The sequence below is a fragment of the Burkholderia latens genome, assembly GCF_902499045.1.
In the GTDB taxonomy this organism is placed as follows: Bacteria; Pseudomonadota; Gammaproteobacteria; order Burkholderiales; family Burkholderiaceae; genus Burkholderia; species Burkholderia latens.
This window is the reverse complement of sequence record NZ_CABVPL010000034.1, coordinates 1-23,488: the sequence shown is the minus strand read 5'-3', so window position 1 is coordinate 23,488 and position 23,488 is coordinate 1. Positions and strand designations below refer to the sequence as shown.

The 23,488-nt window shown below is 65.1% G+C and carries 25 protein-coding genes, 2 tRNA genes and 2 pseudogenes; 17 read left to right on the top strand and 12 right to left on the bottom strand.

Going from position 1 to position 23,488, the window contains the following annotated elements:
- Nucleotides 1-78 precede the first annotated feature (78 nt).
- Nucleotides 79-1,431, top strand: coding sequence for a glucarate dehydratase (gene gudD / locus BSE24067_RS21335; RefSeq protein ID WP_151068319.1), 1,353 nt, complete (start codon nt 79-81; stop codon nt 1,429-1,431).
- Nucleotides 1,432-1,606: 175 nt separating this feature from the next.
- On the opposite strand, the gene BSE24067_RS21330 is transcribed toward gudD, so the two are convergent.
- From BSE24067_RS21330 to BSE24067_RS21320, 3 genes are all read right to left on the bottom strand, one after another.
- A complete protein-coding gene (locus BSE24067_RS21330; protein ID WP_151068320.1) occupies nt 1,607-2,071 on the bottom strand; it encodes a DUF2214 family protein in 465 nt (154 codons plus the stop codon).
- 37 nt (nt 2,072-2,108) lie between these two features.
- Nucleotides 2,109-2,912: a hypothetical protein gene (locus BSE24067_RS21325; protein ID WP_174904844.1), complete on the bottom strand. Its 804-nt coding sequence runs from the start codon at nt 2,910-2,912 to the stop codon at nt 2,109-2,111.
- A 236-nt stretch (nt 2,913-3,148) separates the two neighbouring features.
- Nucleotides 3,149-4,213: a glycosyltransferase family 4 protein gene (locus tag BSE24067_RS21320; protein WP_151066491.1), complete on the bottom strand. Its 1,065-nt coding sequence runs from the start codon at nt 4,211-4,213 to the stop codon at nt 3,149-3,151.
- A gap of 568 nt (nt 4,214-4,781) precedes the next feature.
- On the opposite strand from BSE24067_RS21320, the gene BSE24067_RS21315 reads away from it, so the two are divergent.
- From BSE24067_RS21315 to BSE24067_RS21305, 3 genes and pseudogenes are all read left to right on the top strand, one after another.
- Nucleotides 4,782-6,611: an ABC transporter ATP-binding protein gene (locus BSE24067_RS21315; protein ID WP_151066490.1), complete on the top strand. Its 1,830-nt coding sequence runs from the start codon at nt 4,782-4,784 to the stop codon at nt 6,609-6,611.
- A gap of 207 nt (nt 6,612-6,818) precedes the next feature.
- Nucleotides 6,819-7,277, top strand: a pseudogene (locus BSE24067_RS21310) (DUF2778 domain-containing protein).
- The gene (locus tag BSE24067_RS21305; RefSeq protein ID WP_151066489.1) at nt 7,274-7,582 is read left to right on the top strand and encodes a hypothetical protein; all 309 of its coding nucleotides are present in this window, start codon (nt 7,274-7,276) and stop codon (nt 7,580-7,582) included. The pseudogene BSE24067_RS21310 and the gene BSE24067_RS21305 overlap by 4 nt, the downstream one beginning before the upstream one ends.
- A gap of 64 nt (nt 7,583-7,646) precedes the next feature.
- Here BSE24067_RS21305 and otsA read toward each other — a convergent pair whose 3' ends face one another.
- Complete coding sequence (otsA, locus tag BSE24067_RS21300) at nt 7,647-9,029, bottom strand: alpha,alpha-trehalose-phosphate synthase (UDP-forming) (protein WP_151066488.1); 1,383 nt, start codon at nt 9,027-9,029, stop codon at nt 7,647-7,649.
- Nucleotides 9,026-9,778, bottom strand: a complete 753-nt coding sequence (gene otsB, locus BSE24067_RS21295) for a trehalose-phosphatase (RefSeq protein ID WP_151066487.1) — start codon at nt 9,776-9,778, stop codon at nt 9,026-9,028. Before otsB ends, otsA begins: the two co-directional genes overlap by 4 nt.
- A gap of 282 nt (nt 9,779-10,060) precedes the next feature.
- Between otsB and BSE24067_RS21290 the strand changes: the two genes are divergently transcribed.
- From BSE24067_RS21290 to BSE24067_RS21280, 3 genes are read left to right on the top strand one after another with little or no spacing between them, the layout of a single operon-like run.
- Complete coding sequence (locus BSE24067_RS21290; RefSeq protein WP_151066486.1) at nt 10,061-10,708, top strand: SCO family protein; 648 nt, start codon at nt 10,061-10,063, stop codon at nt 10,706-10,708.
- Nucleotides 10,709-10,723: 15 nt separating this feature from the next.
- Nucleotides 10,724-11,164, top strand: coding sequence for a copper chaperone PCu(A)C (locus BSE24067_RS21285; protein ID WP_151066485.1), 441 nt, complete (start codon nt 10,724-10,726; stop codon nt 11,162-11,164).
- A gap of 10 nt (nt 11,165-11,174) precedes the next feature.
- Nucleotides 11,175-12,047: a cytochrome c oxidase assembly protein gene (locus BSE24067_RS21280; protein WP_151066484.1), complete on the top strand. Its 873-nt coding sequence runs from the start codon at nt 11,175-11,177 to the stop codon at nt 12,045-12,047.
- A gap of 19 nt (nt 12,048-12,066) precedes the next feature.
- On the opposite strand, the gene BSE24067_RS21275 is transcribed toward BSE24067_RS21280, so the two are convergent.
- Nucleotides 12,067-12,558: a GNAT family N-acetyltransferase gene (locus BSE24067_RS21275; RefSeq protein ID WP_151066483.1), complete on the bottom strand. Its 492-nt coding sequence runs from the start codon at nt 12,556-12,558 to the stop codon at nt 12,067-12,069.
- A 126-nt stretch (nt 12,559-12,684) separates the two neighbouring features.
- A complete protein-coding gene (locus BSE24067_RS21270) occupies nt 12,685-13,551 on the bottom strand; it encodes a pirin family protein (protein ID WP_151066482.1) in 867 nt (288 codons plus the stop codon).
- Between the two features lie 110 nt (nt 13,552-13,661).
- Here BSE24067_RS21270 and BSE24067_RS21265 point away from each other — a divergent pair, with 110 nt between their 5' ends.
- A complete protein-coding gene (locus BSE24067_RS21265; RefSeq protein WP_151066481.1) occupies nt 13,662-14,579 on the top strand; it encodes a LysR family transcriptional regulator in 918 nt (305 codons plus the stop codon).
- A gap of 145 nt (nt 14,580-14,724) precedes the next feature.
- Nucleotides 14,725-15,231, top strand: coding sequence for a GAF domain-containing protein (locus BSE24067_RS21260; protein ID WP_151066480.1), 507 nt, complete (start codon nt 14,725-14,727; stop codon nt 15,229-15,231).
- A gap of 129 nt (nt 15,232-15,360) precedes the next feature.
- Here BSE24067_RS21260 and map read toward each other — a convergent pair whose 3' ends face one another.
- Both map and BSE24067_RS21250 read right to left on the bottom strand, forming a co-directional pair.
- On the bottom strand, nt 15,361-16,167 hold the full coding sequence (gene map / locus BSE24067_RS21255; RefSeq protein WP_151066479.1) for a type I methionyl aminopeptidase: 807 nt from the start codon (nt 16,165-16,167) through the stop codon (nt 15,361-15,363).
- Complete coding sequence (locus tag BSE24067_RS21250; protein ID WP_151066478.1) at nt 16,167-16,403, bottom strand: ParD-like family protein; 237 nt, start codon at nt 16,401-16,403, stop codon at nt 16,167-16,169. Before BSE24067_RS21250 ends, map begins: the two co-directional genes overlap by 1 nt.
- Nucleotides 16,404-16,546: 143 nt before the next feature.
- Here BSE24067_RS21250 and BSE24067_RS21245 point away from each other — a divergent pair, with 143 nt between their 5' ends.
- Both BSE24067_RS21245 and BSE24067_RS21240 read left to right on the top strand, forming a co-directional pair.
- Complete coding sequence (locus BSE24067_RS21245) at nt 16,547-17,206, top strand: helix-turn-helix domain-containing protein (protein ID WP_151066477.1); 660 nt, start codon at nt 16,547-16,549, stop codon at nt 17,204-17,206.
- Nucleotides 17,203-17,751: a GNAT family N-acetyltransferase gene (locus BSE24067_RS21240; protein WP_151066476.1), complete on the top strand. Its 549-nt coding sequence runs from the start codon at nt 17,203-17,205 to the stop codon at nt 17,749-17,751. Before BSE24067_RS21245 ends, BSE24067_RS21240 begins: the two co-directional genes overlap by 4 nt.
- A 150-nt stretch (nt 17,752-17,901) precedes the next feature.
- Here the strand turns inward: BSE24067_RS21240 and BSE24067_RS21235 are convergent.
- Nucleotides 17,902-18,500, bottom strand: a pseudogene (locus BSE24067_RS21235) (hypothetical protein); the annotation flags it as partial.
- Between the two features lie 378 nt (nt 18,501-18,878).
- Between BSE24067_RS21235 and BSE24067_RS21230 the strand changes: the two are divergent.
- The 6 genes from BSE24067_RS21230 (at nt 18,879) to BSE24067_RS21210 (ending at nt 22,433) form a co-directional block, all read left to right on the top strand.
- A complete protein-coding gene (locus tag BSE24067_RS21230) occupies nt 18,879-19,382 on the top strand; it encodes a hypothetical protein (RefSeq protein WP_151066475.1) in 504 nt (167 codons plus the stop codon).
- A 456-nt stretch (nt 19,383-19,838) separates the two neighbouring features.
- Nucleotides 19,839-20,246: a PAAR domain-containing protein gene (locus tag BSE24067_RS21225; RefSeq protein WP_151066474.1), complete on the top strand. Its 408-nt coding sequence runs from the start codon at nt 19,839-19,841 to the stop codon at nt 20,244-20,246.
- A 4-nt stretch (nt 20,247-20,250) separates the two neighbouring features.
- Nucleotides 20,251-20,754: a DUF4123 domain-containing protein gene (locus tag BSE24067_RS21220; RefSeq protein ID WP_151066473.1), complete on the top strand. Its 504-nt coding sequence runs from the start codon at nt 20,251-20,253 to the stop codon at nt 20,752-20,754.
- Nucleotides 20,747-21,226 (top strand): hypothetical protein, encoded by a 480-nt coding sequence (locus tag BSE24067_RS32615; RefSeq protein ID WP_244130423.1) that lies wholly within the window; start codon nt 20,747-20,749, stop codon nt 21,224-21,226. The genes BSE24067_RS21220 and BSE24067_RS32615 overlap by 8 nt, the downstream gene beginning before the upstream one ends.
- Entirely contained in the window at nt 21,111-21,704 is a 594-nt protein-coding gene (locus BSE24067_RS21215; protein WP_244130437.1) for a restriction endonuclease fold toxin 5 domain-containing protein, read from the top strand. Before BSE24067_RS32615 ends, BSE24067_RS21215 begins: the two co-directional genes overlap by 116 nt.
- A 6-nt stretch (nt 21,705-21,710) precedes the next feature.
- On the top strand, nt 21,711-22,433 hold the full coding sequence (locus BSE24067_RS21210; RefSeq protein WP_151066471.1) for an immunity 52 family protein: 723 nt from the start codon (nt 21,711-21,713) through the stop codon (nt 22,431-22,433).
- Between the two features lie 684 nt (nt 22,434-23,117).
- On the opposite strand, the gene BSE24067_RS21205 is transcribed toward BSE24067_RS21210, so the two are convergent.
- A tRNA-Cys gene (locus BSE24067_RS21205) sits at nt 23,118-23,191 on the bottom strand.
- A 100-nt stretch (nt 23,192-23,291) separates the two neighbouring features.
- Nucleotides 23,292-23,367, bottom strand: a tRNA-Gly gene (locus BSE24067_RS21200).
- Between the last annotated feature and the right edge of the window lie 121 nt (nt 23,368-23,488).

Genomic DNA, 23,488 nt, shown 5'->3' with positions numbered 1-23,488 from the left:
TCGAATGATCGCACCTCCCGCCGCGCGCGGCAAAACTTTTGCCGCACGGCATCGCTCCACTCTTTCGCCATCGCCGCCATGAACGCCGTCACTGCCTCGCCTTCCCACGACACGCCGCGCATCGTCGACCTGCAAGCCATTCCGGTCGCCGGCCACGACAGCATGCTGCTCAACCTGAGCGGCGCGCACGGCCCGTTCTTCACCCGCAATCTCGTGATCCTGAAGGACAGCGCGGGCCGGACGGGCGTCGGTGAAGTGCCGGGCGGCGAAAGCATCCGCCGCACCCTCGACGACGCGCGCGCGCTCGTCGTCGGCCAGCCCGTCGGCAACTACCATGCGGTACTCAACGACGTGCGGCGCACGTTCGCCGACCGCGATGCGAGCGGCCGCGGACTGCAGACGTTCGACCTGCGCACGACGATCCATGCAGTCACCGCGCTCGAAGCCGCGTTGCTCGACCTGCTCGGCCAGCACCTCGGCGTGCCCGTGGCGGCCCTCCTCGGCGAAGGACAGCAGCGCGAGCGCGTCGAGATGCTCGGCTACCTGTTCTACGTCGGCGACCGCACGAAGACTGCGCTGCCGTATCGCGACGGCCGTGGCGCAACCGACGACTGGACCCGCGTGCGCGACGAAGCCGCGCTGACGCCCGAGCAGGTCGTGCGGCTCGCCGAAGCCGCGCATGCGCGCTATGGCTTCAACGATTTCAAGCTGAAGGGCGGCGTGTTCGAAGGCGCGCGCGAGGTCGAGGCGGTGACGGCACTGGCCGAGCGCTTCCCGGACGCCCGCGTGACGCTCGATCCGAACGGCGCGTGGTCGCTCGACGAGGCCGTGCGGCTGTGCCGCGACCTGCATCACGTGCTCGCGTATGCGGAAGATCCGTGCGGCGCGGAAAACGGCTACTCGGGCCGCGAAGTGATGGCCGAATTCCGCCGCGCGACCGGGCTGCCGACGGCGACCAACATGATCGCGACCGACTGGCGCCAGATGGGCCACGCCGTGCAGTTGCAGGCCGTCGACATCCCGCTCGCCGACCCGCACTTCTGGACGATGCAGGGCTCGGTGCGCGTCGCGCAGATGTGCCGCGACTGGGGCCTCACGTGGGGTTCGCATTCGAACAACCACTTCGACGTGTCGCTCGCGATGTTCACGCACGTTGCCGCCGCGGCACCCGGTCAGGTCACGGCGATCGACACGCACTGGATCTGGCAGGACGGCGAACGTCTGACGCGCGAGCCGCTGAAGATCGAGAACGGGCTCGTGGAAGTGCCGAAGCGGCCGGGGCTCGGCATCGACATCGACATGGAAGCGGTCGCGCTCGCGCACGAGCTGTACAAGCAGCACGGGCTCGGCGCGCGCGACGACGCGGCGGCGATGCAGTACCTGATCCCGGGGTGGACGTTCGACAACAAGCGCCCGTGTCTCGTGCGCTGAGCGCGGCACGCATCGGGCGCTGGCCGGTGCGGGCGGCCGGCAGCCGATGCGCCGCGTTCGCCCGCGCATCGGCGGGTGCCGCGCGGCGAAAGCGTGGTGAGCCCTGGGTCGGGCTGACGCGGGCCGCCTGCGTCGGCACGGCCGGAGCTGGCCGCCCGCACCTGCCCGGCCAGGCCTAGCCGGCCACCCCAATCCCCCGCGCCATCCCCGACGCGGCGAACACGATGACCATCACGAGCAGCGCCTGCCAGTGGCCGATCCGCACATAGGTTCGCGCGCGAGCGAGATCGGGCATCTGCTGTTTGCGCGCGGCGATGCGCCAGCGGATCAGCCCGAGCATCGGCACGATCTCGAGCAGCAGGATCAACACCAGCGCGGTCATCTTCACGTGAAAGAGCGGCTCGTGAAGGTAATACGCCGAGCCTTTCTCGAAGCCGCCGAACGCGCGCGCGAGCCCCGTCGCGATCAGCACCAGCGCGGACAATCCCCACACCGCGTCGGCCTTGAACACGCCGGGCAGATCGGCGGCCTGTGCGGATGCGATGACCCGCCGCAGCGCGCGGTTGCGCCCCGCGATCGCGGCGAACGCGACGCCGAACGCCATCAAATGAACAGCTGCGAGCAACCAACGGACGATCATTGCGCCTCCTTGTCGCCCGCGCGCTGCGCAGGCGTTGTCAGACGATCTGCTTGAGCGCCGCGTCGAGCGCGAGCACCGCGACCCGGTCGCCCTCGGTCGCGAGCGGCGCGCGCATCACGATCTGCCGGTTATGGCCGACGGCCGCCGGCGAATCCCACAGCAGCTCCACCTTCGGCCGCCGGAACAGGCTGCCGCGCGGCGGCGGCACGGCGGCGGCCGGCTGCCCGCCGTCCACGCCGGCGGCCGGCGCGACGCGGCCGGGCCAACGCACCGACAGTTCGCGCGCGTCGTACTGCCCGACCTTGCGGCTTTCCATCCAGACGATCGCGGTGCGCGTGAGCGTATCGAGCGAAATCGCGTAACGGCCGACCGCGAACCGGCGGGCGGCCACGTTGGTGCGCCACAGCGGCCGCGGGCGGCACATCCACACGATCGCCGCATACAGCGCCGGCGCGGCGACGAGCCAGCCGTTGGTGGCCGTCACCGCGTGCAACGCGCGGCGCCAGCCGGCGGCCCACACGAACGCGCCGATCGACCACACGGCAAACAGGAAACCGATCAGCGCGAACACGCGCAGCGCCTGGCGCAGCCACTGCGGCAGCGGATGGAACGGCCGCTCGGCGCGCGCGGCGGCGCCCGGCAGCGCGAGCAGCAGGAAGATCAGGACGAGATAGACGAACGCCCACGGCGACGACACCATCGCCGACAGCGACGCGCGATAGCCCATCTGGGACATCGAGAAGAGCCAGCGCGCGAGCAGCACGAGACCGATCGCGCGCAATGCGAAGATCACGCCGGCGCCGGGGGCCGGCGCTGCACGCGTGGTTTTCGTTCTCGCCAAGACTGCTCTCCTCTCGATGATCGTGCGGGGCCGGATTTCACGGCACGGCCATTATAGGGACATTACCGGCTGGACAGACGTCAGGATCGTGTGCCGGACCGCTTCCGGGGCCGTTCGCGGCGCCGGGCGCGGCGAGAATACAACAGATCGGCGCCGCAGACGTGACAACGCCCCGCCGGGAACCCGGGCGGGGCGTCGATGACGGCCTCGGCCGCAATGCGGCCGGCGGCCCGGCATCAGCCTGCGTTGACTTCGCGCAGCACGGTGCGGCGCTTCTGGCGCAGCAGTTCCTCGTAGGCCTTCACGTAGTTCTGCGCCATCACCTTCGACGAGAACCGTGCTTCGAACGCGGCGCGCACCTTCTCGCGCGGCAGCGTATCGAGGCGCTTGAGCGCCGCGACGGCCGACAGTTCGTCTTCGACGACGAAGCCCGACACGCCGTTCTCGATCACTTCCGGCACCGAGCCGCGCTTGAACGCGATCACCGGCGTGCCGCAAGCCATCGCCTCGATCATCACCAGGCCGAACGGCTCCGGCCAGTCGATCGGGAACAGCAGCGCGTGCGCGTTGCCGAGGAATTCGGTCTTTTCCGATTCGCTGATTTCACCGATGTACTCGACGTGCGGCAGCGCGAACAGCGGCTTGATCTTCTCTTCGTAGTAAGCGCGGTCGGCCTTGTCGAGCTTCGCGGCGATCTTGATCGGCAGGCCGGCCTGCTCGGCGATGCGGATCGCGGTGTCGACGCGCTTTTCCGGCGAGATGCGGCCGAGGAATGCGAGGTAGCTCGGCTTCACGTTCGGGATCGGCGTCAGCAGGTTTTCCGGCAGGCCGTGATACACGGTCGACAGCCAGTTCGCCTGCGGCAGCGGGATGCGCTGGTTGTCGGAGATCGACACGACCGGCACGTCGCTGAACGCGTTGAAGATCGGCTGCAGTTCCGGCAGGTCGAGACGGCCGTGCATCGTCGTCAGATGCGGGACCGGCTGGCGCGAGAACAGCGAGAACGGGTAGTAGTCGATGTGGCAGTGGAGCACGTCGAACTCTTCCGCGCGGCGGCGCACCTGCTCGAGGAGCAGCATGTGCGGGGCCATCACGTCGCGGATCGTCGGGTCGAGGCGCAGCGCCTGCGGCCAGCACGCTTCGAGCTTCGCGGACGTTTGCGAATCGCCGCTCGCGAACAGCGTGACGTCATGCCCCATCTCGACGAGCGCTTCGGTCAGATAGGACACCACTCGCTCGGTCCCGCCGTAAAGCTTCGGGGGAACCGCTTCATGCAACGGAGCGATTTGGGCGATTCGCATGCGTAACTCCTAAAAAATCGGCTAAAAACCAGGTATGGGTCGGCAACCTGCCGGCGGTCCGGGCGGATGCAGTCGTCCGATGGTCGGACGAATCACCTGCCGGGAGCGTCGAAACCCGCGCTGCTCAAGGAGCGTCGGCGACGTGACAGGCATAGAACGTTTGAAACGAAGACCCGTTGACAGGGGTTCGTAAAAACCTGGAATCGAACCCGGAGCCGATTATCTAGGGTTAATCCCGATACGGCGCACGACATTTCAAACTCTTTACTTTGTTACAAAGGCGCAACACTTTGCAACCCGCGGACTTGGGCGTCCGTTCTAGAGTGGAAGGCCCTTTTGGCGCTCCGGGTCATCTCGTCGCCGCCGGCATCGCGACTCCGGCGCATGCGGGAGGACGGGATGCCGGATTTTATCTCAAAATTGGCCGCGCGCCTGCCTGATCCAGGCAAGATTCGCGCAGCGCAATGCACGGCGTTGTTTACAATGTCAGATTGTTCATTCAGTCCGGGCGACGCGCCGGCCGCGAGCCAGCCGACTCGCCCAATCACCGACTCACCGCACGCATATTTTGGAATCTCTCACCCCCGCCCAGCGCAACGCCCACAACGCGAAGCTGTCGAGCTACGCGCATCGGCCGATCGCGTTCCTGTTCCGCTACATCCGCCTGCATCCTGTCGCGCACCTGGTCGTGCTCTGCAGTGTGCTGGCCGCCGTCGGCTGCGCGCTCGGCTCGCAATACGCGATCAAGCACCTGATCGACGTGCTTGCGACCGGACGCCATCATCCGGGCCCGCTGTGGGGCGCGTTCGCACTGCTGGTCGGACTGATCGCGGCCGACAACCTGCTGTGGCGCGTCGGCGGCTGGTTCGCCGCGCATACGTTCGTCGCGGTCACGGGCGACCTGCGGCGCGACCTGTTCCAGTACCTGATCGGCCATTCGCCGACGTACTACTCGGAAAAGCAGCCGGGCACGCTCGCCAGCCGCATCACCGCGACGTCGAACGCCGTCTATACGTCGGAGAACACGATGGCGTGGAACGTGCTGCCGCCGTGCATCGCGGTGTTGGGCGCGATCCTGATGATCATCGTCGTGAACCCGCTGATGGCCGCCGGCCTGCTCGGCTGCTCGGCCGTGCTCGCGATCGTGCTGTTCAAGCTCGCCGGGCGCGGCTCCGCACGCCATCACGCGTTCGCGGCGAAGGCCGCCGCGGTCGACGGCGAGCTCGTCGACGTGATCGGCAACATGGGCCTCGTGCGCGCGTTCGGGATGACGCTGCGCGAGCAGAAGCGCTTCAGCGCGACGGTAAAGGCCGAGATGGACGCACGCCAGCAAAGCCTGCTCTATCTCGAAAAGCTGCGCCTGCTGCATGCGGTGATCACGGCGATGCTGTCCGCGGGGCTGCTCGGCTGGGCGCTGTGGCTGTGGGACCAGGGCCGCGCGACCTCCGGCGACATCGTGCTCGTCAGCTCGCTCGGCTTCACGATCCTGCACGGCACGCGCGATCTCGCGGTCGCGCTCGTCGACGTCACGCAGCACGTCGCGCGCCTGTCCGAAGCGGTGAAGACCCTGCTCGAGCCGCACGGGATGCCGGACCGCTCCGACGCGCAGCCGCTGTCGACCAAGGGCGGACGCGTCGATTTCGAACGCGTGACGTTCGCGTATCCGCACCGCCGCGCGATCCTCGACCACTTCGATCTGCATATCGAGCCGGGCCAGCGCGTCGGCCTGATCGGCAAGTCGGGCGCCGGCAAGTCGACCGTGCTCGCGCTGCTGCAACGCTTCTACGACACGCAGGACGGCGCCGTGATGGTCGACGGCCAGGACGTGAAGTCGATCACGCAGGACAGCCTGCGCCAGGCGATCGCGCTCGTGCCGCAGGATATCTCGCTGCTGCACCGGACAATCTACGACAACATCGCGTACGGCCGCCCCGACGCGACCCGCGAAGAAGTGCTCGCCGCCGCGCGCGACGCGCGCTGCGCGGAGTTCATCGAGGCGATGCCGGAAGGCTATGACACGATCGTCGGCGACCGCGGCGTGAAACTGTCGGGCGGCCAGCGCCAACGCATCGCGATCGCGCGCGCGATCCTGAAGAACGCGCCAATCCTGCTGCTCGACGAAGCGACGTCGGCGCTCGACAGCGCGTCCGAGGAAGCGATCCAGAGCGCGCTCGACCGGCTGATGGTCGGCCGCACGGTGATCGCGATCGCGCACCGGCTGTCGACGCTGCGCAACTTCGACCGGATCATCGTGATGAGCAACGGCAAGGTGATCGACGACGGCAGCCCCGACGTGCTGCGCAACCGTCCGGGCCTGTACCGCGACCTGCTCGCGAAGCAGCACGGTCGTCATCACGCCCCCGACGGCACCGCGCCGACCGGTGAACGCGTGGCCTGACGCGCGAGCCGCTTGAGCGTCGCGCGCGGCCTTTTCTCCGCCCGCTCCAAGCCGCAACGCATCGTTCGTTGCGGCTTTTTTACGTATGTCTTACGTGTGCACGATAACCGACACGGCCTCGTCGACGCGCACTTTTTTGAGATTTCAGATTCTGCGCATGTGATACCGTCATTCGGAATTTTCTCTGGAATTGCGAATAGGATCGGTATGCGAAACTGCAAGTTCTCATTGAACGACGAACCGATGAGCGCCTTCGAAATCGACGGGCGAAAATTCCCCGCGTTTTCGGGATTAACTCCTCATATCAACAAACGATCGCAACAGTGCCTGAAAGCCTATGGACCCATTCCGCTCGGCACGTACTACATCGTGGACCGCCAATCCGGGGGCCGTTTGGGCCGATTTCATGATCTCGGCTCGGGCAAATCGAACTGGTTCGCACTATACGCAGTTGACGACTGAATTGACGATGAGACATTTTGCAACGGTGTGCGACGAGGGGAATTCAGGCTGCACCCCAAAAGTGGCTTTGGAATCAGTCGAGGATGCATCACATTAAACGACGAAGCCGATTTTCATATCGTTCGTGGCCTGTTAAAAAATTCAAGCGCTTCGTTCATCCCTGGCACGAACATCCGCACGTACGGAAAGGTCGTTGTTTCATGAAGATGATCATCAAGTACGTGGCGCTATTGATTTGGCTGACATTGGCGACGCTTCTCTATTGCTGCATCTGGACTCGACACCCCAGCTATTTCCCAACTTATCCAGACTGGCTTGGGCTATTCATCGGCGATGTCTATGGGCTGAACACCGAAGGAAGCATGGAGGATTTCTGGATGGCTCTGTGGCTCACCATATCGTTCTTCAATGTCGCGTTATTCACCGCCGTTGGCTGGCTCGCCTGGCGGTTTCGACATCGATTGAGCGGGCTATGGCGGCGTCTGGTGCATCGTCAAAGCGGCACCTGAAGCACGCGCCGCGTCCCACTAACGAACAAGCCGCGACGTTTCGAGTGTCGCGGCTTGTTCGTCGTCACCCGGCACGCTGCAAATCGCGCAGAAAATTATCACGCCACACCGACACGTTGTTCTCGCGCAGTTGCGCGATCATGTCCGCATACCGCGCGCGCCGCTCGGCGAGCGGCATCGTCAGCGCCTGCGACAGCGCGTCGGCCATTCCGTCGATGTCGATCGGATTGACGATCAGCGCGCCCGTCAGTTCGCGCGCGGCGCCAGCGAAACGCGACAGCACCAGCACGCCCGGATCGTCCGGATCCTGCGCGGACACGTACTCCTTCGCGACGAGATTCATCCCGTCGCGCAGCGGCGTCACGAAGCCGACGCGCGCGAGGCGATACAGCGCGGCCAGCACCTGCCGGTCGTACTGCCGGTGAATGTAGAGGATCGGCGCCCAGTCGAGCTCCGCGTAGCGGCCGTTGATGCGCCCCGACTCCGCTTCGAGCTGCACGCGGATGTCCTGGTACGCGCGCAGGTCCGCGCGCGTCGACGGCGCGATCTGCAGGAACGACACGCGATTGCGGATGGACGCCTGATGCTCGAGCAGCTTCTCGAACGCGCGGAAACGCTCGACGAGCCCCTTCGAGTAATCGAGCCGGTCGACGCTCATGATCAGCTGGCGCCCGCGCAGCGACGTCGCCAGCGTGCGCACGGCCTTGCCGGTCTCGCCCGCTTGCGCGAGCGACGCGATCTCGTCCGGATACACGCCGATCGGATAGGCGGCCGCGCGCAGCGAATGGCCGAACGCGTTCACGCGCACCGTGCGCCCTTCGCGCGCGACTTCGCCGCCGGCCTCGAACTCGACGTAGTCGCAGAACGCGCGCAGGTCGGGCTCGGTCTGGAAGCCGAGCAGGTCGAACGCGCACAGCGACTCGACGAGTTCGCGATGCGGCGGCACGTTGACGAGCACCTGCGCGGCCGGAAACGGGATGTGCAGGAAAAAGCCGATGCGGTTCTTCACGCCGGCCGCACGCAGCGCGCGCGCGAACGGGATCAGGTGATAGTCGTGCACCCAGATCACGTCGTCGTCCTGCAACAGCGGCACGAGTTGCTGCGCGAGCCACACGTTCACGCGGCGGTAGCCGTCGAACTCGTGGCGGTCGTACTGGATCAGGTCCGCGCGGTAATGGAACGCGGGCCACAACGTCGCGTTCGAGAAACCGCGGTAGTACTGGTCGTAATCGCGGCGCGACAGCCCGATCGTCGCGAACGTGACGGGGCCGTGCTCCTCGACGCGAATCTGCGGCGCACCGGATGCGACGACTTCGCCGCTCCAGCCGAACCACATGCCGCCCGTCTCCTTCAGCGCGTCGTAGACGCCGATCGCGAGGCCGCCCGCCGCCGGTTCGCCTTCCGAAATCGGCGCGACGCGGTTTGAAACGATGATGAGTCGGCTCATGCGCCCGGCTGCTCCACACCGAGCCAGCGGGCGATCTGCGCGTGCAGCGCGTCGACCGAATCGAGCCGCATGCGCGCCGACGTCTCGCCCGCGCCGACCTTGATCGACAGGCCGCCACGCGCGTTGACCACCGCGAAGCCCTTCTCGTCGGTCAGGTCGTCGCCGGCGAACAGCGGCACGCGGCCCGCGAACGGCGGCTCGTCGAGGAACGCGGCCAGCGCGCGCCCCTTGTCGACGCCCTTCGGCTTGATCTCGAACACCATCTTGCCGGGCTGCAGCACGTACGCGTCCGCGTATTCGGCGACGAGGCGCTCGGCCGCTTCGCGCGCGGCCGGCTCGCGCTCCGGCGCGTTGCGATAGTGCAGCGCAACGGCCGCGCCCTTGATTTCGAGCAGCATGCCCGGATGGCGGTCGACGACGGCCGCGAGCTCGCGCTCGATGCGCAGCAGCCGTTCGTCGTTGAACCCGATGCGCTGCGTGTCGCCGTTCGCGTCGCGGCGCTCGGCGCCGTGCAGGCCTGCGATCGGCAGGTCCGGCATGTTCAGGAACGTGTCGAGGTTGTCGATCCCGCGCCCCGACACGACGGCGACCGCGCCGTGCGAGCGGCGCCGCAGTTCGTCGAGCAGCGTCAGCAGCGACGGCGGCACGTGAATGCTGTCGGGCGTCGGCGCAAGCTCGACGAGCGTGCCGTCGAAGTCGAAAAAGAACGCGGTATCGGTCAGGGACAAGGAAGCCGGAACGGATTGCATCGATTCGATGGTCTGAGGAGCGGCCTGCGGGCGCAGGCTGCGGCTGCGAGAATGGAATTGTGCGCATCTTACCGCGCCTGCGTACCGAGATGGGCGAATCCGGCGCCGGGCGCACCGCGCGCGATCGCGTCGGCCGACTGCGACATATTGCCCCGCTCGCCCGTGCCGTACGGGTTTCGAAAGGACGCAGGCGCGCGAATTGCGCTACAGTCGGCAACCGCCGGACGCGCGACGCATCGCGCCGCGCCGGCCGGCGACCGTTCCGTCCGATCGAGCCCCAGGATGTCGTCTGCCCGTCCCGCGCCGCACCGGCGCTTCCCCAGCCTCACCCGGTTAGTCCGCGCGGCTGCCGCGCTCGGCGCCGCCGCCGCGCTCGCCGCGTGCACGCACGACGAGCCGAACTGGCACCTGACCAACGTCACGGGCCACCTGCCCGACCTGTCGTTCACGCTGACCGGCGGCGACGGCCGGCCGATCGATGCGAATGCGTTTCGCGGCCGCGTCGCGCTCGTCTACTTCGGCTACACGCACTGCCCGGACGTGTGCCCGGAAACGATGGCGCGGCTGATGGACGTGCTCGCGAAGCTCGGCACGCACGCGAACGACGTGCGCATCCTGTTCGTATCGGTCGATCCCGCGCGCGACACGCCGCAGGCGATGCAGTCGTACGTCGCAGCGTTCGACGCCGCGCATGCGCGCGGCCTGACCGGCACCGACGGCCAGATCGAATCGCTCGCGAAACGCTATCGCGTCGCCTACCAGATGGAACGGCGCGATCCGTCCGGCGGCTACGAGGTCACGCACAGCTCGGCCGTCTACATCTTCGACGCAAACGGCCGCGCACGCCTGCTCGCCACCGACGGCGACTCGCCTGACGCGATCGCCGCCGACGTACGCCGAATCATCGACACCCCCTCCGCCACCTCCTGAATGCCGAACATCGACATGAAGACGACCCTCAAGTCATTCGCCCTCCTCGCCGCGCTGTGCAGCGGTGCACACGCGTACGCCGCCGGCGCGATCACCGCGCAGAACGGATGGGTGCGCTGGCTGCCGAACCAGTTGCCCGCCGGCGGCTACGTGACCATCGTCAACACGGGCGACAAGCCGGTCGATCTCGTCGACGCCGACAGCCCCGACTACGGGATGGCGATGCTGCACCAGACGGTATCGAACGGCTCGACGCAGAAGATGGAAATGGTCGACAAGCTGACGATCCCCGCGCGCGGCAAGGTGGACATCGCGCCGGGCGGCTATCACTTCATGCTCGAGGAGCCGAAGCGCGCGATCAAGCCCGGCGACACCGTGCGCGTGCGCCTGAAGTTCTCCGACGGCGAAACGGTCGACGCGCCGTTCGCCGTGAAATCGCCGGCCCGGGCGAAGTGATGCGCGCGCGATGAACGTTCTGTACTGGCTCGATCCGTGGGAACCGTCGCCGACCGTGGTCGTCGCGGTGCTGGCGGCCGCCGTGCTGTTCGCGCGCGGCGTGAAGAAGGCGAAGGTATCGCCGCTGCGGCAGTTCTCGTTCTGGTTCGGGCTGACGGCGCTCTACATCGCGCTGCATACGCGGCTCGACTACTTCTTCGAGCACGAATTCTTCATGCATCGCGCGCAGCACCTCGTGCTGCATCATCTCGGGCCGTTCTTCATCGCGCTCGCCTACCCGGGCGCGGCGATCCGCGCGGGCATTCCGTTTCGCTGGCGGCAACGCTTCGTGCGCCCCGCGCTCGCGTGGTCGCCCGTGCGCAAGACGCTCGACGTGGTGTTCCATCCGGTCGTCGCGGTCGTGCTGTTCGTCGGGCTGATCTATTTCTGGCTGCTGTCGCCGATCCACTTCATCGCGATGCTCGACTGGCGTCTGTATCGCGTGATGAACTGGAGCATGGTGATCGACGGGCTGCTGTTCTGGTGGCTCGTCGTCGATCCGCGGCCCGCGCCGCCCGCGCGGCTGTCGCCGGGACGCCGGATCCTGGTCGTCGTCGCGGCGATCCCGCCGCAGATCGCGCTCGGCGCGCTGATCTTCTTCACGCCGCACGAGCTGTATCCGATCTATTCGATCTGCGGGCGAGCATTCACGTGGCTGAGCCCGCTGCGCGACCAGCAGATCGGCGGGCTGCTGCTGTGGATTCCTGGTTCGATGATGAGCGTGATCGGCGCGCTGATCGCGCTGCGGCACTGGCTGCGGCTGTCCGCGCGCGGCCGCCTGATCGACGAACGGGCCGCCGCGCGGCGCACCGAACGCCCGCCGGCGACGCGCGCCGCCCACTGACTCCTTGCCGCGCCGCGGGTCAGCCGCGCGCGCGGGTCATCCACACGTGCGGGATGCCATCCTCGTCGTGCACGTCCGAGCTCGGCGTGAAGCCGAACGCCCCATAGAAACGCTGCAGATGGGCCTGCGCATGCAGGCTGACCTGCGCACCCGGCCACTGCGCGCCGATGTGCTCGAGTGCGCGCGAAATCAGCGTGTTGCCGAGGCCCGCGCCACGGAACGGCGCCGTCGTCAGCACGCGGCCGATGCGCACGTCGGCGTGCTGCGCATCCGGCAGCAGCACGCGCAGATAGCCGGCAAGACGCCCCGCCGGATCGTATGCGGCCAGGTGCCACGCGGTCTGATCCGCATCGTCGATGTCGCGATACACGCAGTTCTGCTCGACCACGAACACGGCGCTGCGCGCGTCGAGGATCGTGTAGAGTTCGCGCGTCGTCAGCGCGTCGAAGAATTTCCAGCGCCAGTCCAGATCGGCGGCGCGCGGGGATGGGGCGAGTGCGGAAGCGTTCATGTGCGGTCCTGATTCGGGCGCGCCGGCCGGCGCGCGGCAACCGTCGATTATGCTCGAAGCGCACCCGGCACGCGACCGCCGTTGCGCACATGAAAAAAAGGCCCCGCAACGCGCGGGGCCTGTCGATCAGGCCGGCATCCGGCCGAAGCGGCCATTGTTGAAATCGTCGATCGCGGTCCGGATTTCCTCTTGCGAGTTCATCACGAACGGGCCGTAACCGACGACCGGCTCATCGATCGGCTCGCCGCTCAGGATCAGCAGCTTCGCGTCGCCGTTCGCTTCGAGCTCGACGTCGCGGCCGTCGCGGCTCAGCTGCACGAACTGCGCTTCGCGGGCGATCGTCTCGCCGTTCACCAGCAGCGTACCGCTCAGCACGACTACCGCCAGCGTGCGCCCTTCGGCGATCGGGAACCGCGCGCGTCCGCCAGCGGCGAGCCGCACGTCCCACACGTCGATCGGCGTATGCGTGCGAGCCGGCCCGCGCCGCCCGTCGAGTTCGCCCGCGATGATCCGCGCGCGGCCTGCGCCGTCCGGCAGTTCGACTACCGGGATGTCGGCGTCGAGAATCGTCTGATAGCCGGGCTCGCCCATCTTGTCGGCGGCAGGCAGATTCACCCACAGCTGCACCATTTCGAGCGGCCCGCCACGCTTCGTGAAGGCCTCCGAGTGGAACTCCTCGTGCAGGATCCCGCTCGCAGCCGTCATCCACTGCACGTCGCCGGGGCCGATCGTGCCGCCCGCGCCGGTCGAGTCGCGGTGAGCGACTTCGCCGTCATAGACGATCGTCACCGTTTCGAACCCGCGATGCGGGTGCTGGCCGACGCCGCGCGGCGCCGAAGCCGGCTCGAAGTTCGCGGGCCCCGCGTAGTCGAGCAGCAGGAACGGGCTCAGGTGAGTACCGTGAGACTGATAGCTGAACAGCGAACGCACCGGGAAGCCGTCGCCCACCCAATGACCGCGCGGCGCACTGTACACACCCTTGATCTTCTTCACTTGCCTTCTCCAGATTGCGGCGAAACACGTGTTTCGCATCCTGACTACGAATATAGAGGTGGAACGATCGATCCGGTAGACTGCGGAAATCGCACTCAGCGTTCTATTTGATGAACGATAACGAACGGGATCTGAACGATCTCTATTACTTCGTGCAGGTGGTCGAGCACGGCGGCTTCGCGCCGGCCGGGCGCGCGCTGAACATGCCGAAATCGAAACTGAGCCGCCGCATCGCGCTGCTCGAGGCGCGGCTCGGGATGCGGCTGATCCAGCGCTCGACGCGCCGTTTCACCGTCACCGACGTCGGCCACACGTATTACGCGCATTGCCGCGCGATGCTCGTCGAAGCCGACGCCGCCGACGAGGCGATCGCGCTGCTGCACGAGGAGCCGCGCGGCATCGTGCGCGTCAGCTGCCCGGTCGCGCTGCTCGATTCGCTGGTCGGCACGATGATCGCCGCGTTCATGGCCGCGTGCCCGCGCGTCGAGATTCACCTGGAGGCGACCAACCGGCGCGTCGACGTGGTCGGCGAAGGGATCGACGTCGCGATCCGCGTGCGTCCGCCGCCGCTCGAAGACAGCGACCTCGCGCTACGCGTGCTGGCCGAGCGCGGCCAGTGCCTCGTTGCGAGCCCCGCGCTGCTGCACGCGCATGGCGTGCCGGCCGTTCCGGCCGATCTCACGCGCCTGCCGAGCCTCGATCATGGCGTGCCGCAGGCCGCGCACGTGTGGCGGCTGCGCGGCCCGGACGGCGCGCAAGCGGAGATCCACCACCAGCCGCGGCTCGTGACGGGCGGCATGCTCGCGCTGCGCGCGGCGGCCGTCGCGGGGGTCGGCGTCGTGCAGTTGCCGACGATGATGGTGCGCGACGAAGTCGCGCGCGGCGAACTGATCGCCGTGCTGCCGGCCTGGGCGCCGCGCCGCGAGATCGTGCACGCGGTGTTCGCGTCGCGGCGCGGGCTGCTGCCGGCCGTGCGCGCGCTGCTGGATTTCCTGGCCGAACGGTTCGCCGAGCTCGAACCCGATTGAGCGATGTCGATCGCGCCGTTGCCGCGCTTTCGGCGCCGTGCCTCCCGAATCGGACGCTGCACACCGGCCGCGCGTGCCGTAGACTGCGGGACGCGCATCGCGCGTTTCGCAATCCGCTGTTCACCATTCTTTTTGCCATCCAGCCATGTTCACGCTGTCCACCGACCCTCACGCCTCCAAGGCCGAACTCTATGCGACGCTCGTCGAGCAGGCGCGCGCCCTCGCCGAATCGGAGCGCGACCTGATCGCAAACGCCGCGAACTTCTCGGCGCTCGTCTATCACTCGCTCGACCGCCTGAACTGGGCCGGCTTCTATTTCTTCGACGGGACGGAACTCGTCGTCGGGCCGTTCCAGGGCAAGCCTGCGTGCGTGCGTATCGCGCTCGGCAAGGGCGTGTGCGGCACGGCCGCGCAGACCCGCGAGACGCAGGTCGTGCGCGACGTGCATGAATTCCCGGGCCATATCGCGTGCGACGCCGCGTCGGAATCGGAGATCGTCGTGCCGCTGGTGGCCGCCGACGGCACGCTGATCGGCGTGTGGGACGTCGACAGCCCCGTCGCCGCGCGTTTCGACGACGAAGACCGCAACGGGATGGAAGCGCTGTGCCGCGTGTTCGTCGAACATGCTTGGGAAAAGGCGCGCGGCCGATAAGCGCCGCGCGGCCGGTCAGGGCGGCAGAGGCGCCCGCCTGCCGATCGCATGGCCTGAGGGCCAATGACACGGGCCCCTGACGGGGCCCGTTTTTCGTTGCGCCGACGGTGCGTGCGCCTTGCGCACCCGTCAGGCCACGTGCGTGCCCGACAGCGCCGCGGACGCTTGCGGCTTCGCGTCGTCCGACAGGATCTCGACGCCCTGCTCCGTCACCACGACCATGTGCTCCCATTGCGCGGACAGCGAATGATCCTTCGTGACGACCGTCCAGCCGTCCGCGAGCACGCGCGTATCGCGCTTGCCCGCATTCAGCATCGGCTCGATCGTGAAGATCATTCCGGGGCGCAGCGGCACGCCGGTGCCCGGACGGCCATAGTGCAGCACCTGCGGCTCGTCGTGATACACGTCGCCGATCCCGTGCCCGCAGTACTCGCGAACCACGCTGAACCCTTCGCGATGCGCGACCTGCTGGATCGCGTAACCGACGTCGCCGAGCGTCGCGCCCGGACGCACTGCACGGATCCCCGCATGCATCGCCTCGTACGTCACTGCGACGAGGCGCCGCGCCAGTTCGCCGGGCTCGCCGACGAAGTACATGCGGCTCGTGTCGCCGAACCAGCCGTCCTTGATCACCGCGATGTCGAGGTTCACGATGTCGCCGTCTCGCATCGGCCGCGACGACGGAATGCCGTGACAGACCACGTGATTGACCGACGTGCACAGCGTTTTCGGATAGCCGTGGTAGCCGATGTTCGCCGGAATCGCACCGAGTTCGTCGACGATGTATTCACGGCAGCGCGCATCGAGTTCGTCGGTCGTGACGCCCGGCTTCACGTGCTCGGTGATCATCGCCAGTACGCGCGACGCGAGCTTCGCGGCCTCGCGCGACTTGGCGATTTCCGCGGCGCCGCGGATCGGGATTTCGCGTCTCGCCATTACGCCACCTGCTCGATGCGGTGGGCCACCGGCTCCGCCGCGCCGGCGTCACCGCCGCGGCCTTCGGTTTCGATCAGCATCCGGCAGATATCGCCGTAGGACAGCGACGGATTGAGTTCCGACAGCATCCCGACGCGCAGCCAGTGCTCCGCCTGCGCATTGATCGAGCGGCTCAGCGCGGTGCTGGTCGAGCGCAGCCGTTCGTGCATGTGCTCGGAGATCTTGATGATTCCCATATGTCTCTAATTAAACGAAGTGTAGTCGTTTTGTATATTACGCGCGCATCGGCGGGTGGGCAAGCGGTGATCGTTGGCGGCGCATCGGGCGGCTACAAGATCCGTTGACTTTCGATTCCAGTTCGCTGGAAAATTCATCCATCATGCAAGAATTCACCGGCACGCCCGCCGACGACACCGGCATCAACGACCGCATCGCGCGGCGCGTGCGCGAGCTGCGCACGCTACGAGGCTACACGCTCGATGCGCTCGCCGCGCGTTCCGGCGTCAGCCGTTCGATGATCTCGCTCATCGAACGCGCGTCGGCGAGCCCGACGGCCGTCGTGCTCGACAAGCTCGCGGCGGGCCTCGGCGTGTCGCTGGCCGGGCTGTTCGGCGGCGATCGCGACGACACGCCCGCGCAACCGCTCGTGCGACGCGCGCAGCAGACGGAATGGCGCGACCCGGCTTCCGGTTACGTGCGCCGCAACCTGTCGCCGCCCGGCTGGCCGTCGCCGATCCAGCTCGTCGAAGTGGATTTCCCGTCCGGCGCGCGCGTCGCGTACGACTCCGGCGGGCGCGAGCGCGCGTTGCATCAACAGGTGTGGGTCGTCCGCGGCCGCGTCGACGTCACGTTGGGCGATCAGCGTCACGAACTTCACCAAGGCGACTGTCTGGCCATGCGGCTCGATCAGCCGTTGATTTTCAGCAACCCGTCGTCGCACGCCGCGCGCTATGTCGTCGCGATCTGCGACGCATCGGCCGCCGTCGGCGCACGCAGCATGTCGTCCGTTCAAAGCCGGCCGCCGCAGGAGCCCCTATGAATTCCCCGACACCGCGCAACGACGTGCGCCTGATCGATTGCAGCGAGGCCGAGCACGCCGCGGCCATCCTCGAGATCCTGAACGATGCGATCGTGAACTCGACCGCGCTTTACGATTACCGGCCGCGTCCGCCGGAGGCGATGGTCACGTGGTTCGCGACGAAGCGCGCGGGCGGCTTTCCGGTCGTCGGCGCGGTGGACGAAGCAGGCACGCTGGTCGGCTTCGCGAGCTGGGGTACGTTCCGCGCGTTCCCGGCGTTCAAGTACACGGCCGAACACAGCGTGTACGTGCATCGCGACCATCGCGGCCGCGGGCTTGGCGAACTGCTGCTGCGCGAGCTGATCCGGCGGGCGCGCGAAGCGCAGGTGCACGTGCTGGTCGGCTGCATCGACGCGGCGAACGGCGGCAGCGTCGCGCTGCATACGCGGCTCGGCTTCGTGCACTCGGGCACGATCACCGAAGCGGGCTTCAAATTCGGGCGCTGGCTCGATGCGGCGTTCTATCAACTCACGCTCGATACGCCGGCGCAGCCGGTGGATGGGTGATCGGGTATCGCAGAGGATGATGCGGGTGGCGTAAATGGCCACCCGGCCGCTTGGCGTCCTGCGCGCCGCGACGAGGCCCACGATGATGAGCGAGACGAGCCGGGATCCGCGCGCGCAAAAAGAAAAGCCCCGCAGTCGCAGGAATGCCGTTCAGTTAAGGTCTTTCCGTAGATATCGAACGGCATAACGAGCCGACCGGGATTTGACGGCCCGATCGCATTTGCGATAGGGCCGTTTTACGTTGATGAGCAGTTTGATGTGCTCACGTAGTCGTGTCAGAACGGCGGGAAACTCCGCCACTGCTGGCGTACGCCCGGCCCACATCATCTCAAATCCGCCGCCTTGAAACGACGTCGATCGGTCAGCGAAGTCAGCAGCACCCGCTCACAGCCTGCCGCATCAAGCACACGAATCGAGCGAGCCATCCACCGTTCCAGCAATTGCTTGGCATACAGCATCTCATTCGTTTCGTAGCGATCAAACGCAATGTTTGCAACGAGGTGCGTTGGAAGCGAGGTCAGGGTCGCAGCTCGCACCTGCGGATAGCTCGCCACCTTGCCGCTGGCATAGCCCTGAGCGCCGAAGTGTTCACGATTCGCCGGACTGTCTGGCGTGCGTAGCGTGATGCCATCTATAGCCCACAAGCTCAACCCGTTGAAGGCGTGGCGTGCCGCGTCTTGCTGGCACCAGGCTTGCACGGTTCGCTCGAACAACCACACCATGGGCGCATCACCCAATCGCTGCCGAGCCCCTCCGGAGAAACGGCGAGCGTTTCAGGGCAATCTTCCCTGAAACTAGTCACGTGGATTGCAGGAGATTCAGCAGGGAAAAGCGCATGAGCAACTCAAATCCCTCTAGCACACAGCAGCCAGCCAGTCCTGCAGCGCCTGCCAGTGCTCCAGCGGCCGCACCGCCTATCGATGCCCAGACAAAGCAACTTGCAGCGATGGCTTACGGAGAAGCATCTTTGCAGAGAAGAAAGACAAAAAGACTAAAAAAGTGGAGACCGAAAAGGTGGAAATAGGACGGCACGATCACGTTTACGATTCAACCGCATGTATTGGCGGCCCAATTTTTTGTAAATACAATCAGCAGTATCTAGACGTTACGCGCCGGAGCGAATACCGATGAAGATGAGTATTTTCGCTGCATTGATCATGGTCATCGCCAGTATCGGATGGGCCGCCCCTCCGAGCGAAAGCGTGGTTAAAAGCTGCCTTCTCGCGCAGTCTGCTGCATCCTCCGTCGCCATCCAAAACATCGATGTGGATGAGGTTCTACAACAGGATGATTACGCAGACGGATTCAACGCCAGATACCTATTCAAATACAAAGATATCGATATTGGATACGCCGACGGAAAATCCGATCAAGCATTGATTTATTCCGGGAATATTTACCCATTTTCCAGATCCATATCCGTTGGGAATAACGGTGAAATTAAACCTGCTTCATTTAACCCAACACTGGCACAATGGAGCATTGCAAAAGACGGCCGCCAGCGATATGTCTGCGTTAGCTTTAATTTTGATGGGCTCGGGCAGAGTGGCTCGTTTCAAAGTGTACACGGCGGGTATCTCTTGAATTCAAAAACAAAAAAACTATATTTTGCTGTCCGCGACGTTAAGTAGCGTTCCTGACATGGTCGTCTGCTTAAGCGCCTCCTATCCCGCCTTCGCCTATCCGTGGGTATGATGCCGGCGCGATTGCACGCATCGGCATCATCGGTTAGAACAATCCAACCGGCTGGGCCGCATCATCCAAACTGAAGATGATTGAGCGGCCCCCAGTAAACAGTGCCATGATGTAAGCGAGTTTTCGGCGGACTGAACGGTCCCGGACGGAAGATCACAACGCATCGTTTCTCATCGTCGGGCTTGTGCATGCGGGACATGGCGGGATGTCGGTCGGCGTTCAAGGCTCGCTGCAACGCCTGCGGCACCTGCTGAGGGACGTGAAGCAGCGTGCGACCATGCTTTAGCCCGGTTGACACAATTTGAAGGACCGCACGGCCAGCTGCGGTCGGCCGCTCTCTTGGAAGTGGTAAATTCATACGTCATACGAAAACCACACCTACGAGAGAACCCATGGCCCGATCCATGATCTGCGTCGGCGACACGACGACGCACGGCGGGCGCGTGCTGGAGGGCACCGCGACCGCAACTATTGACGGGAAACCCATTGCCGGCGTCGGGCACAAGGTACTTTGCCCGCAGTGCAAAGGCGTCTTCCCAATCCTGCCCGCCACCGGGCGACGCTACTCGCACCAAATCGCGGGCCGGGAAACGGCCATCGAGGGCATGAAGACCGCGTGCGGCGCGACGCTGATTGCGTCGCAGTCTTCCGCGACACTTGATGACGTCGGAGCCGGCGAAGCCACGACCGGCGGCGCAGTGGCCGCCGCGGCTACAGCGTTGGCGCCTTCTCCGACGCTCTGCCTCGAATGCCTTAAGTCCGCCGCCGAGAACGCGGCGACGATGATCGCGCGCGGTTAAGCCCATGACCGCCGTCTCGATCGAAGCATTCTTCGTCAAACGCCAACAGCAGCTGGCGATGCAGGTGCATCTGTACGCGCTGGTCGACGGTCTGTTGTTCGCTGACTCAGGCGCAGGATCTTCGCCGCAGCGATCGCAAGCGGCCATCGCCCTGTTCGACGGCACACCAGACGCATCACTCGCCGACGCCGGACCGTGGCTGCTCGATTGGGAACGGACGTCCGCTGGTGTTCGACACACACTTTCGGCGATGGCCGGCGGCTCGACGGGCGTGTCGTGGCTCATCAGCGCGTATCCGATCGAATCGCTCGCGCACGAGCTGCGCCGCCGCCTCGACGTGCGCCTGCCGGACGGGCGCATCGCCCTCCTCCGGTTCTACGACGCCCGCATCATGGCCGACATGGCATCGTTGATGGAACTCACACAGCGCATGCAGTTCTTCGTCCCGACATTTAACTGGCTCGTGGAGGTGAACGGGAAATTGAAGGGAGTGCACCCGCATGCTTGAACTGACAGCCGAACAGGTCGTCGGCCTTGCCGAGATCGATGCGCGCCGATATGTCGAGCGGACGCGGTTAGATCTCGTCAAAGCGGATCCAAAGCTGGCCGACGACAGTACGTTGCCTACGCGCCTCTGGAACGCATACGTCGCGGCTCGCCAACTCGGCATTCAGTCCGACGAGAATGTCGCAGCGTTCCTCCGAATCGAGGCATACGCCCCGAAGTTTTACGAGAAACCTGCGACGCGTGCATGGATAACGCGCCCCGGACGCTCGGCCGACGAACGCTTTCACGATTACCTTCGCGTCATCAAGTGGCGCATCGAACATCAGCAACAAAACGGGGAGTCTCGAAATGGCGGGATTGGTAGTACCGGTGATCGAAGCGGCGGCAGTGGAGCTTGGACCGCTATTGGCGCGCGCTGGCGTAGCCTTATTGGGCGGGGCGGCAGTAGCGGGAACGGGGAGTCTGTCGGGTGATACCGCAAAGGACGAAAGCAAGGCAAAACCGGATGTCCGCGCGATTCCGCGCACGGGCGAGAGCTGCAAGAAGTGTCCACCGGAACTTGGCACCAAGGTTCGACGCAATCACGGTGTGAACTGGAACGCTTATCGCTATCAGGCTCGCATTACCGGTTTCGCATTCGATACCGAGACCTGTCGCTGGAGTGAAGAATGGCTGTGGGAAGGCACAACCTTCGATGGGTTTCAACCGAGCGCGTGCATGCTGCAAGAGGCGAAGGGAAACTACGATCAGTTTCTTGACGGCTCGATCCCCGGCGCAGAGGACTTTTTTGGCGGGTTCGACAAAATGGAACAGCAACTCACTGAGCAGGCGATGCACGTTCGGGCAAATCCGCCTGCCGCGTTGACGTGGTATTTTCAGACACCGCTTACGCAGCGGCGAATGGCACCGATCGCTGCAGCCTTTGGCGTACTCGCGATCTACCAACCATAACCGACCATGAACATTACCGCATTGTTTCGCGACCCTACTCTCGCATCGAGCGATTTCCGCGAAATGTTGACGCGCGAATCCAAGATCGTTGCGACGCTGATGCCTGCGAGTCCGGCAATGGAATTCACAAACTGGCGACTCAAGGGCAATTCACTTGAGGAGGCAACTCTGTATCCGGCGTTCGAGTCGGATGGCTCTCCAACGACGGCGGCGATTGCAGTCTTGACGGAAGAAGCAAGCGGGCGCAAGCGTGGGATCTCCAATGCCTCCATCTGGAACGGCACGACCCAGCCTAACGAGGGTGCGTCGATGTCCTGCCACGTGACGGACGCAAAAATCCTCCCAGATCGCTTCGCGATGCGAGTTGGTAATCCCGCTTGCTTTCCAACCTTCCAGAATTTCGCGAAGATTATCGAGGGAATCGTCACTACATTTGGACCGGATACGATCGAAGCGGCTCCTAACGGATACTTCGACAAGCAAGTCTTCAATGACAAGCCCGGCGTCGGTTGGATGCTGTACCTACCGGAAGTCATCACGCAACAACAGGTGCCCGAGGCCCGCGCGTTGATTCCCGTTCCCGCAGACGGCAAGCAAACCGGCACGATCATCGTCAGCGTTACGGACGCGCCGTTCTCGATCGACAATCGCGAGCACGTCGAAGCAGCGAATAGGATCGAGATCCGCCTCGTCGATGAAGACCTGTTGCCACGATACGCGGATATCTGACCAAGCTGGCGCCGTGGGCTGCGTCAGCGGCAATCGCTAGAACAGTCCAACAGGCTGCGCTGCGACGTCCCGGCTATAGATAACCGTGCCAGACTTCACCGCCAATCGAAACAGGGAGCGAGCGCGCCCACATTGTGGCGAATTGTCGACAGTGACACATAATGCTCGCGCTTCATCGCTGTCACCCATCGCTTCGCCCAATCGTAGTCGACAGTAGAGAGCGATTTCGATGGCAGACGCCCGCAGAGCAACGTGTTGACGATCTGGGCGTCGGAATCAGGCACCGAAACGCGACGCAGATACTCCCGAACCGCATCGAGCGTCGTCGCGATTGCTTGCGTTGCTCGACTACGTCGGCCGGCACAATCCCAGCGTCGAGCAGCTGCTCAAGTTGCGCGACATATGCATCGCCCTCTTCTTCGGATCGAAACGTCAGGGAAAGCGGCTTTGGGAGGAACTTCGAACGTCGGATGATGCATTTCCACATTCCGGAGGGTCGCAATCGCTTCGTCGCCATACGCTACTCGCCTATACGGCCAAAGAGCCGACTTAGGAGTGGTTACGCGTGTTTCAAGAGTGGTTAGAGGCGACTTTGTACCACTCTAGGCGACTTTCTTACAAGGATGAAAGCGGGGCCGAAAAAAGAAAAAGCCCTGATTTCTCAGGGCTTTTTCTCTTCCTACCTGGAGGCGCGAGCCGGAGTCGAACCGGCCTAAACGGCTTTGCAGGCCGCTGCATAACCGCTTTGCTATCGCGCCAAAAGCGGACTGTCCGGATGCCGTGCGGCAAGCGACAGATTCTTTATTCGAGGACCATCCGTCCATCAAATAAAAAGGGAAGCGTGGCTTCCCCATGACCTGGAGCGGGAGACGAGTCTCGAACTCGCGACCTCAACCTTGGCAAGGTTGCGCTCTACCAACTGAGCTACTCCCGCATTGTCCTGCACCTGCAGCGCTTTGCCATTCAACACGCTGCCAGAAAAATCTGGAGCGGGAGACGAGTCTCGAACTCGCGACCTCAACCTTGGCAAGGTTGCGCTCTACCAACTGAGCTAC

Bases quoted from the DNA above. Each gene is read 5' to 3' on its own strand.
- BSE24067_RS21250 (WP_151066478.1), bottom strand. From the start codon at position 16,403: ATGGGAATCATCAAGATCTCCGAGCACATGCACGAACGGCTGCGCTCG.
- BSE24067_RS21230 (WP_151066475.1), top strand. From the start codon at position 18,879: ATGAAGATGAGTATTTTCGCTGCATTGATCATGGTCATCGCCAGTATC.
- BSE24067_RS21290 (WP_151066486.1), top strand. From the start codon at position 10,061: ATGTCGTCTGCCCGTCCCGCGCCGCACCGGCGCTTCCCCAGCCTCACC.
- BSE24067_RS21220 (WP_151066473.1), top strand. From the start codon at position 20,251: ATGACCGCCGTCTCGATCGAAGCATTCTTCGTCAAACGCCAACAGCAG.
- BSE24067_RS21285 (WP_151066485.1), top strand. From the start codon at position 10,724: ATGAAGACGACCCTCAAGTCATTCGCCCTCCTCGCCGCGCTGTGCAGC.
- otsB (WP_151066487.1), bottom strand. From the start codon at position 9,778: ATGCAATCCGTTCCGGCTTCCTTGTCCCTGACCGATACCGCGTTCTTT.
- BSE24067_RS21275 (WP_151066483.1), bottom strand. From the start codon at position 12,558: ATGAACGCTTCCGCACTCGCCCCATCCCCGCGCGCCGCCGATCTGGAC.
- map (WP_151066479.1), bottom strand. From the start codon at position 16,167: ATGGCGAGACGCGAAATCCCGATCCGCGGCGCCGCGGAAATCGCCAAG.
- BSE24067_RS21245 (WP_151066477.1), top strand. From the start codon at position 16,547: ATGCAAGAATTCACCGGCACGCCCGCCGACGACACCGGCATCAACGAC.
- BSE24067_RS21225 (WP_151066474.1), top strand. From the start codon at position 19,839: ATGGCCCGATCCATGATCTGCGTCGGCGACACGACGACGCACGGCGGG.
- BSE24067_RS21305 (WP_151066489.1), top strand. From the start codon at position 7,274: ATGAAGATGATCATCAAGTACGTGGCGCTATTGATTTGGCTGACATTG.
- BSE24067_RS21280 (WP_151066484.1), top strand. From the start codon at position 11,175: ATGAACGTTCTGTACTGGCTCGATCCGTGGGAACCGTCGCCGACCGTG.
- BSE24067_RS21330 (WP_151068320.1), bottom strand. From the start codon at position 2,071: ATGATCGTCCGTTGGTTGCTCGCAGCTGTTCATTTGATGGCGTTCGGC.
- BSE24067_RS21240 (WP_151066476.1), top strand. From the start codon at position 17,203: ATGAATTCCCCGACACCGCGCAACGACGTGCGCCTGATCGATTGCAGC.
- gudD (WP_151068319.1), top strand. From the start codon at position 79: ATGAACGCCGTCACTGCCTCGCCTTCCCACGACACGCCGCGCATCGTC.
- otsA (WP_151066488.1), bottom strand. From the start codon at position 9,029: ATGAGCCGACTCATCATCGTTTCAAACCGCGTCGCGCCGATTTCGGAA.
- BSE24067_RS21320 (WP_151066491.1), bottom strand. From the start codon at position 4,213: ATGCGAATCGCCCAAATCGCTCCGTTGCATGAAGCGGTTCCCCCGAAG.
- BSE24067_RS21260 (WP_151066480.1), top strand. From the start codon at position 14,725: ATGTTCACGCTGTCCACCGACCCTCACGCCTCCAAGGCCGAACTCTAT.
- BSE24067_RS32615 (WP_244130423.1), top strand. From the start codon at position 20,747: ATGCTTGAACTGACAGCCGAACAGGTCGTCGGCCTTGCCGAGATCGAT.
- BSE24067_RS21265 (WP_151066481.1), top strand. From the start codon at position 13,662: ATGAACGATAACGAACGGGATCTGAACGATCTCTATTACTTCGTGCAG.
- BSE24067_RS21210 (WP_151066471.1), top strand. From the start codon at position 21,711: ATGAACATTACCGCATTGTTTCGCGACCCTACTCTCGCATCGAGCGAT.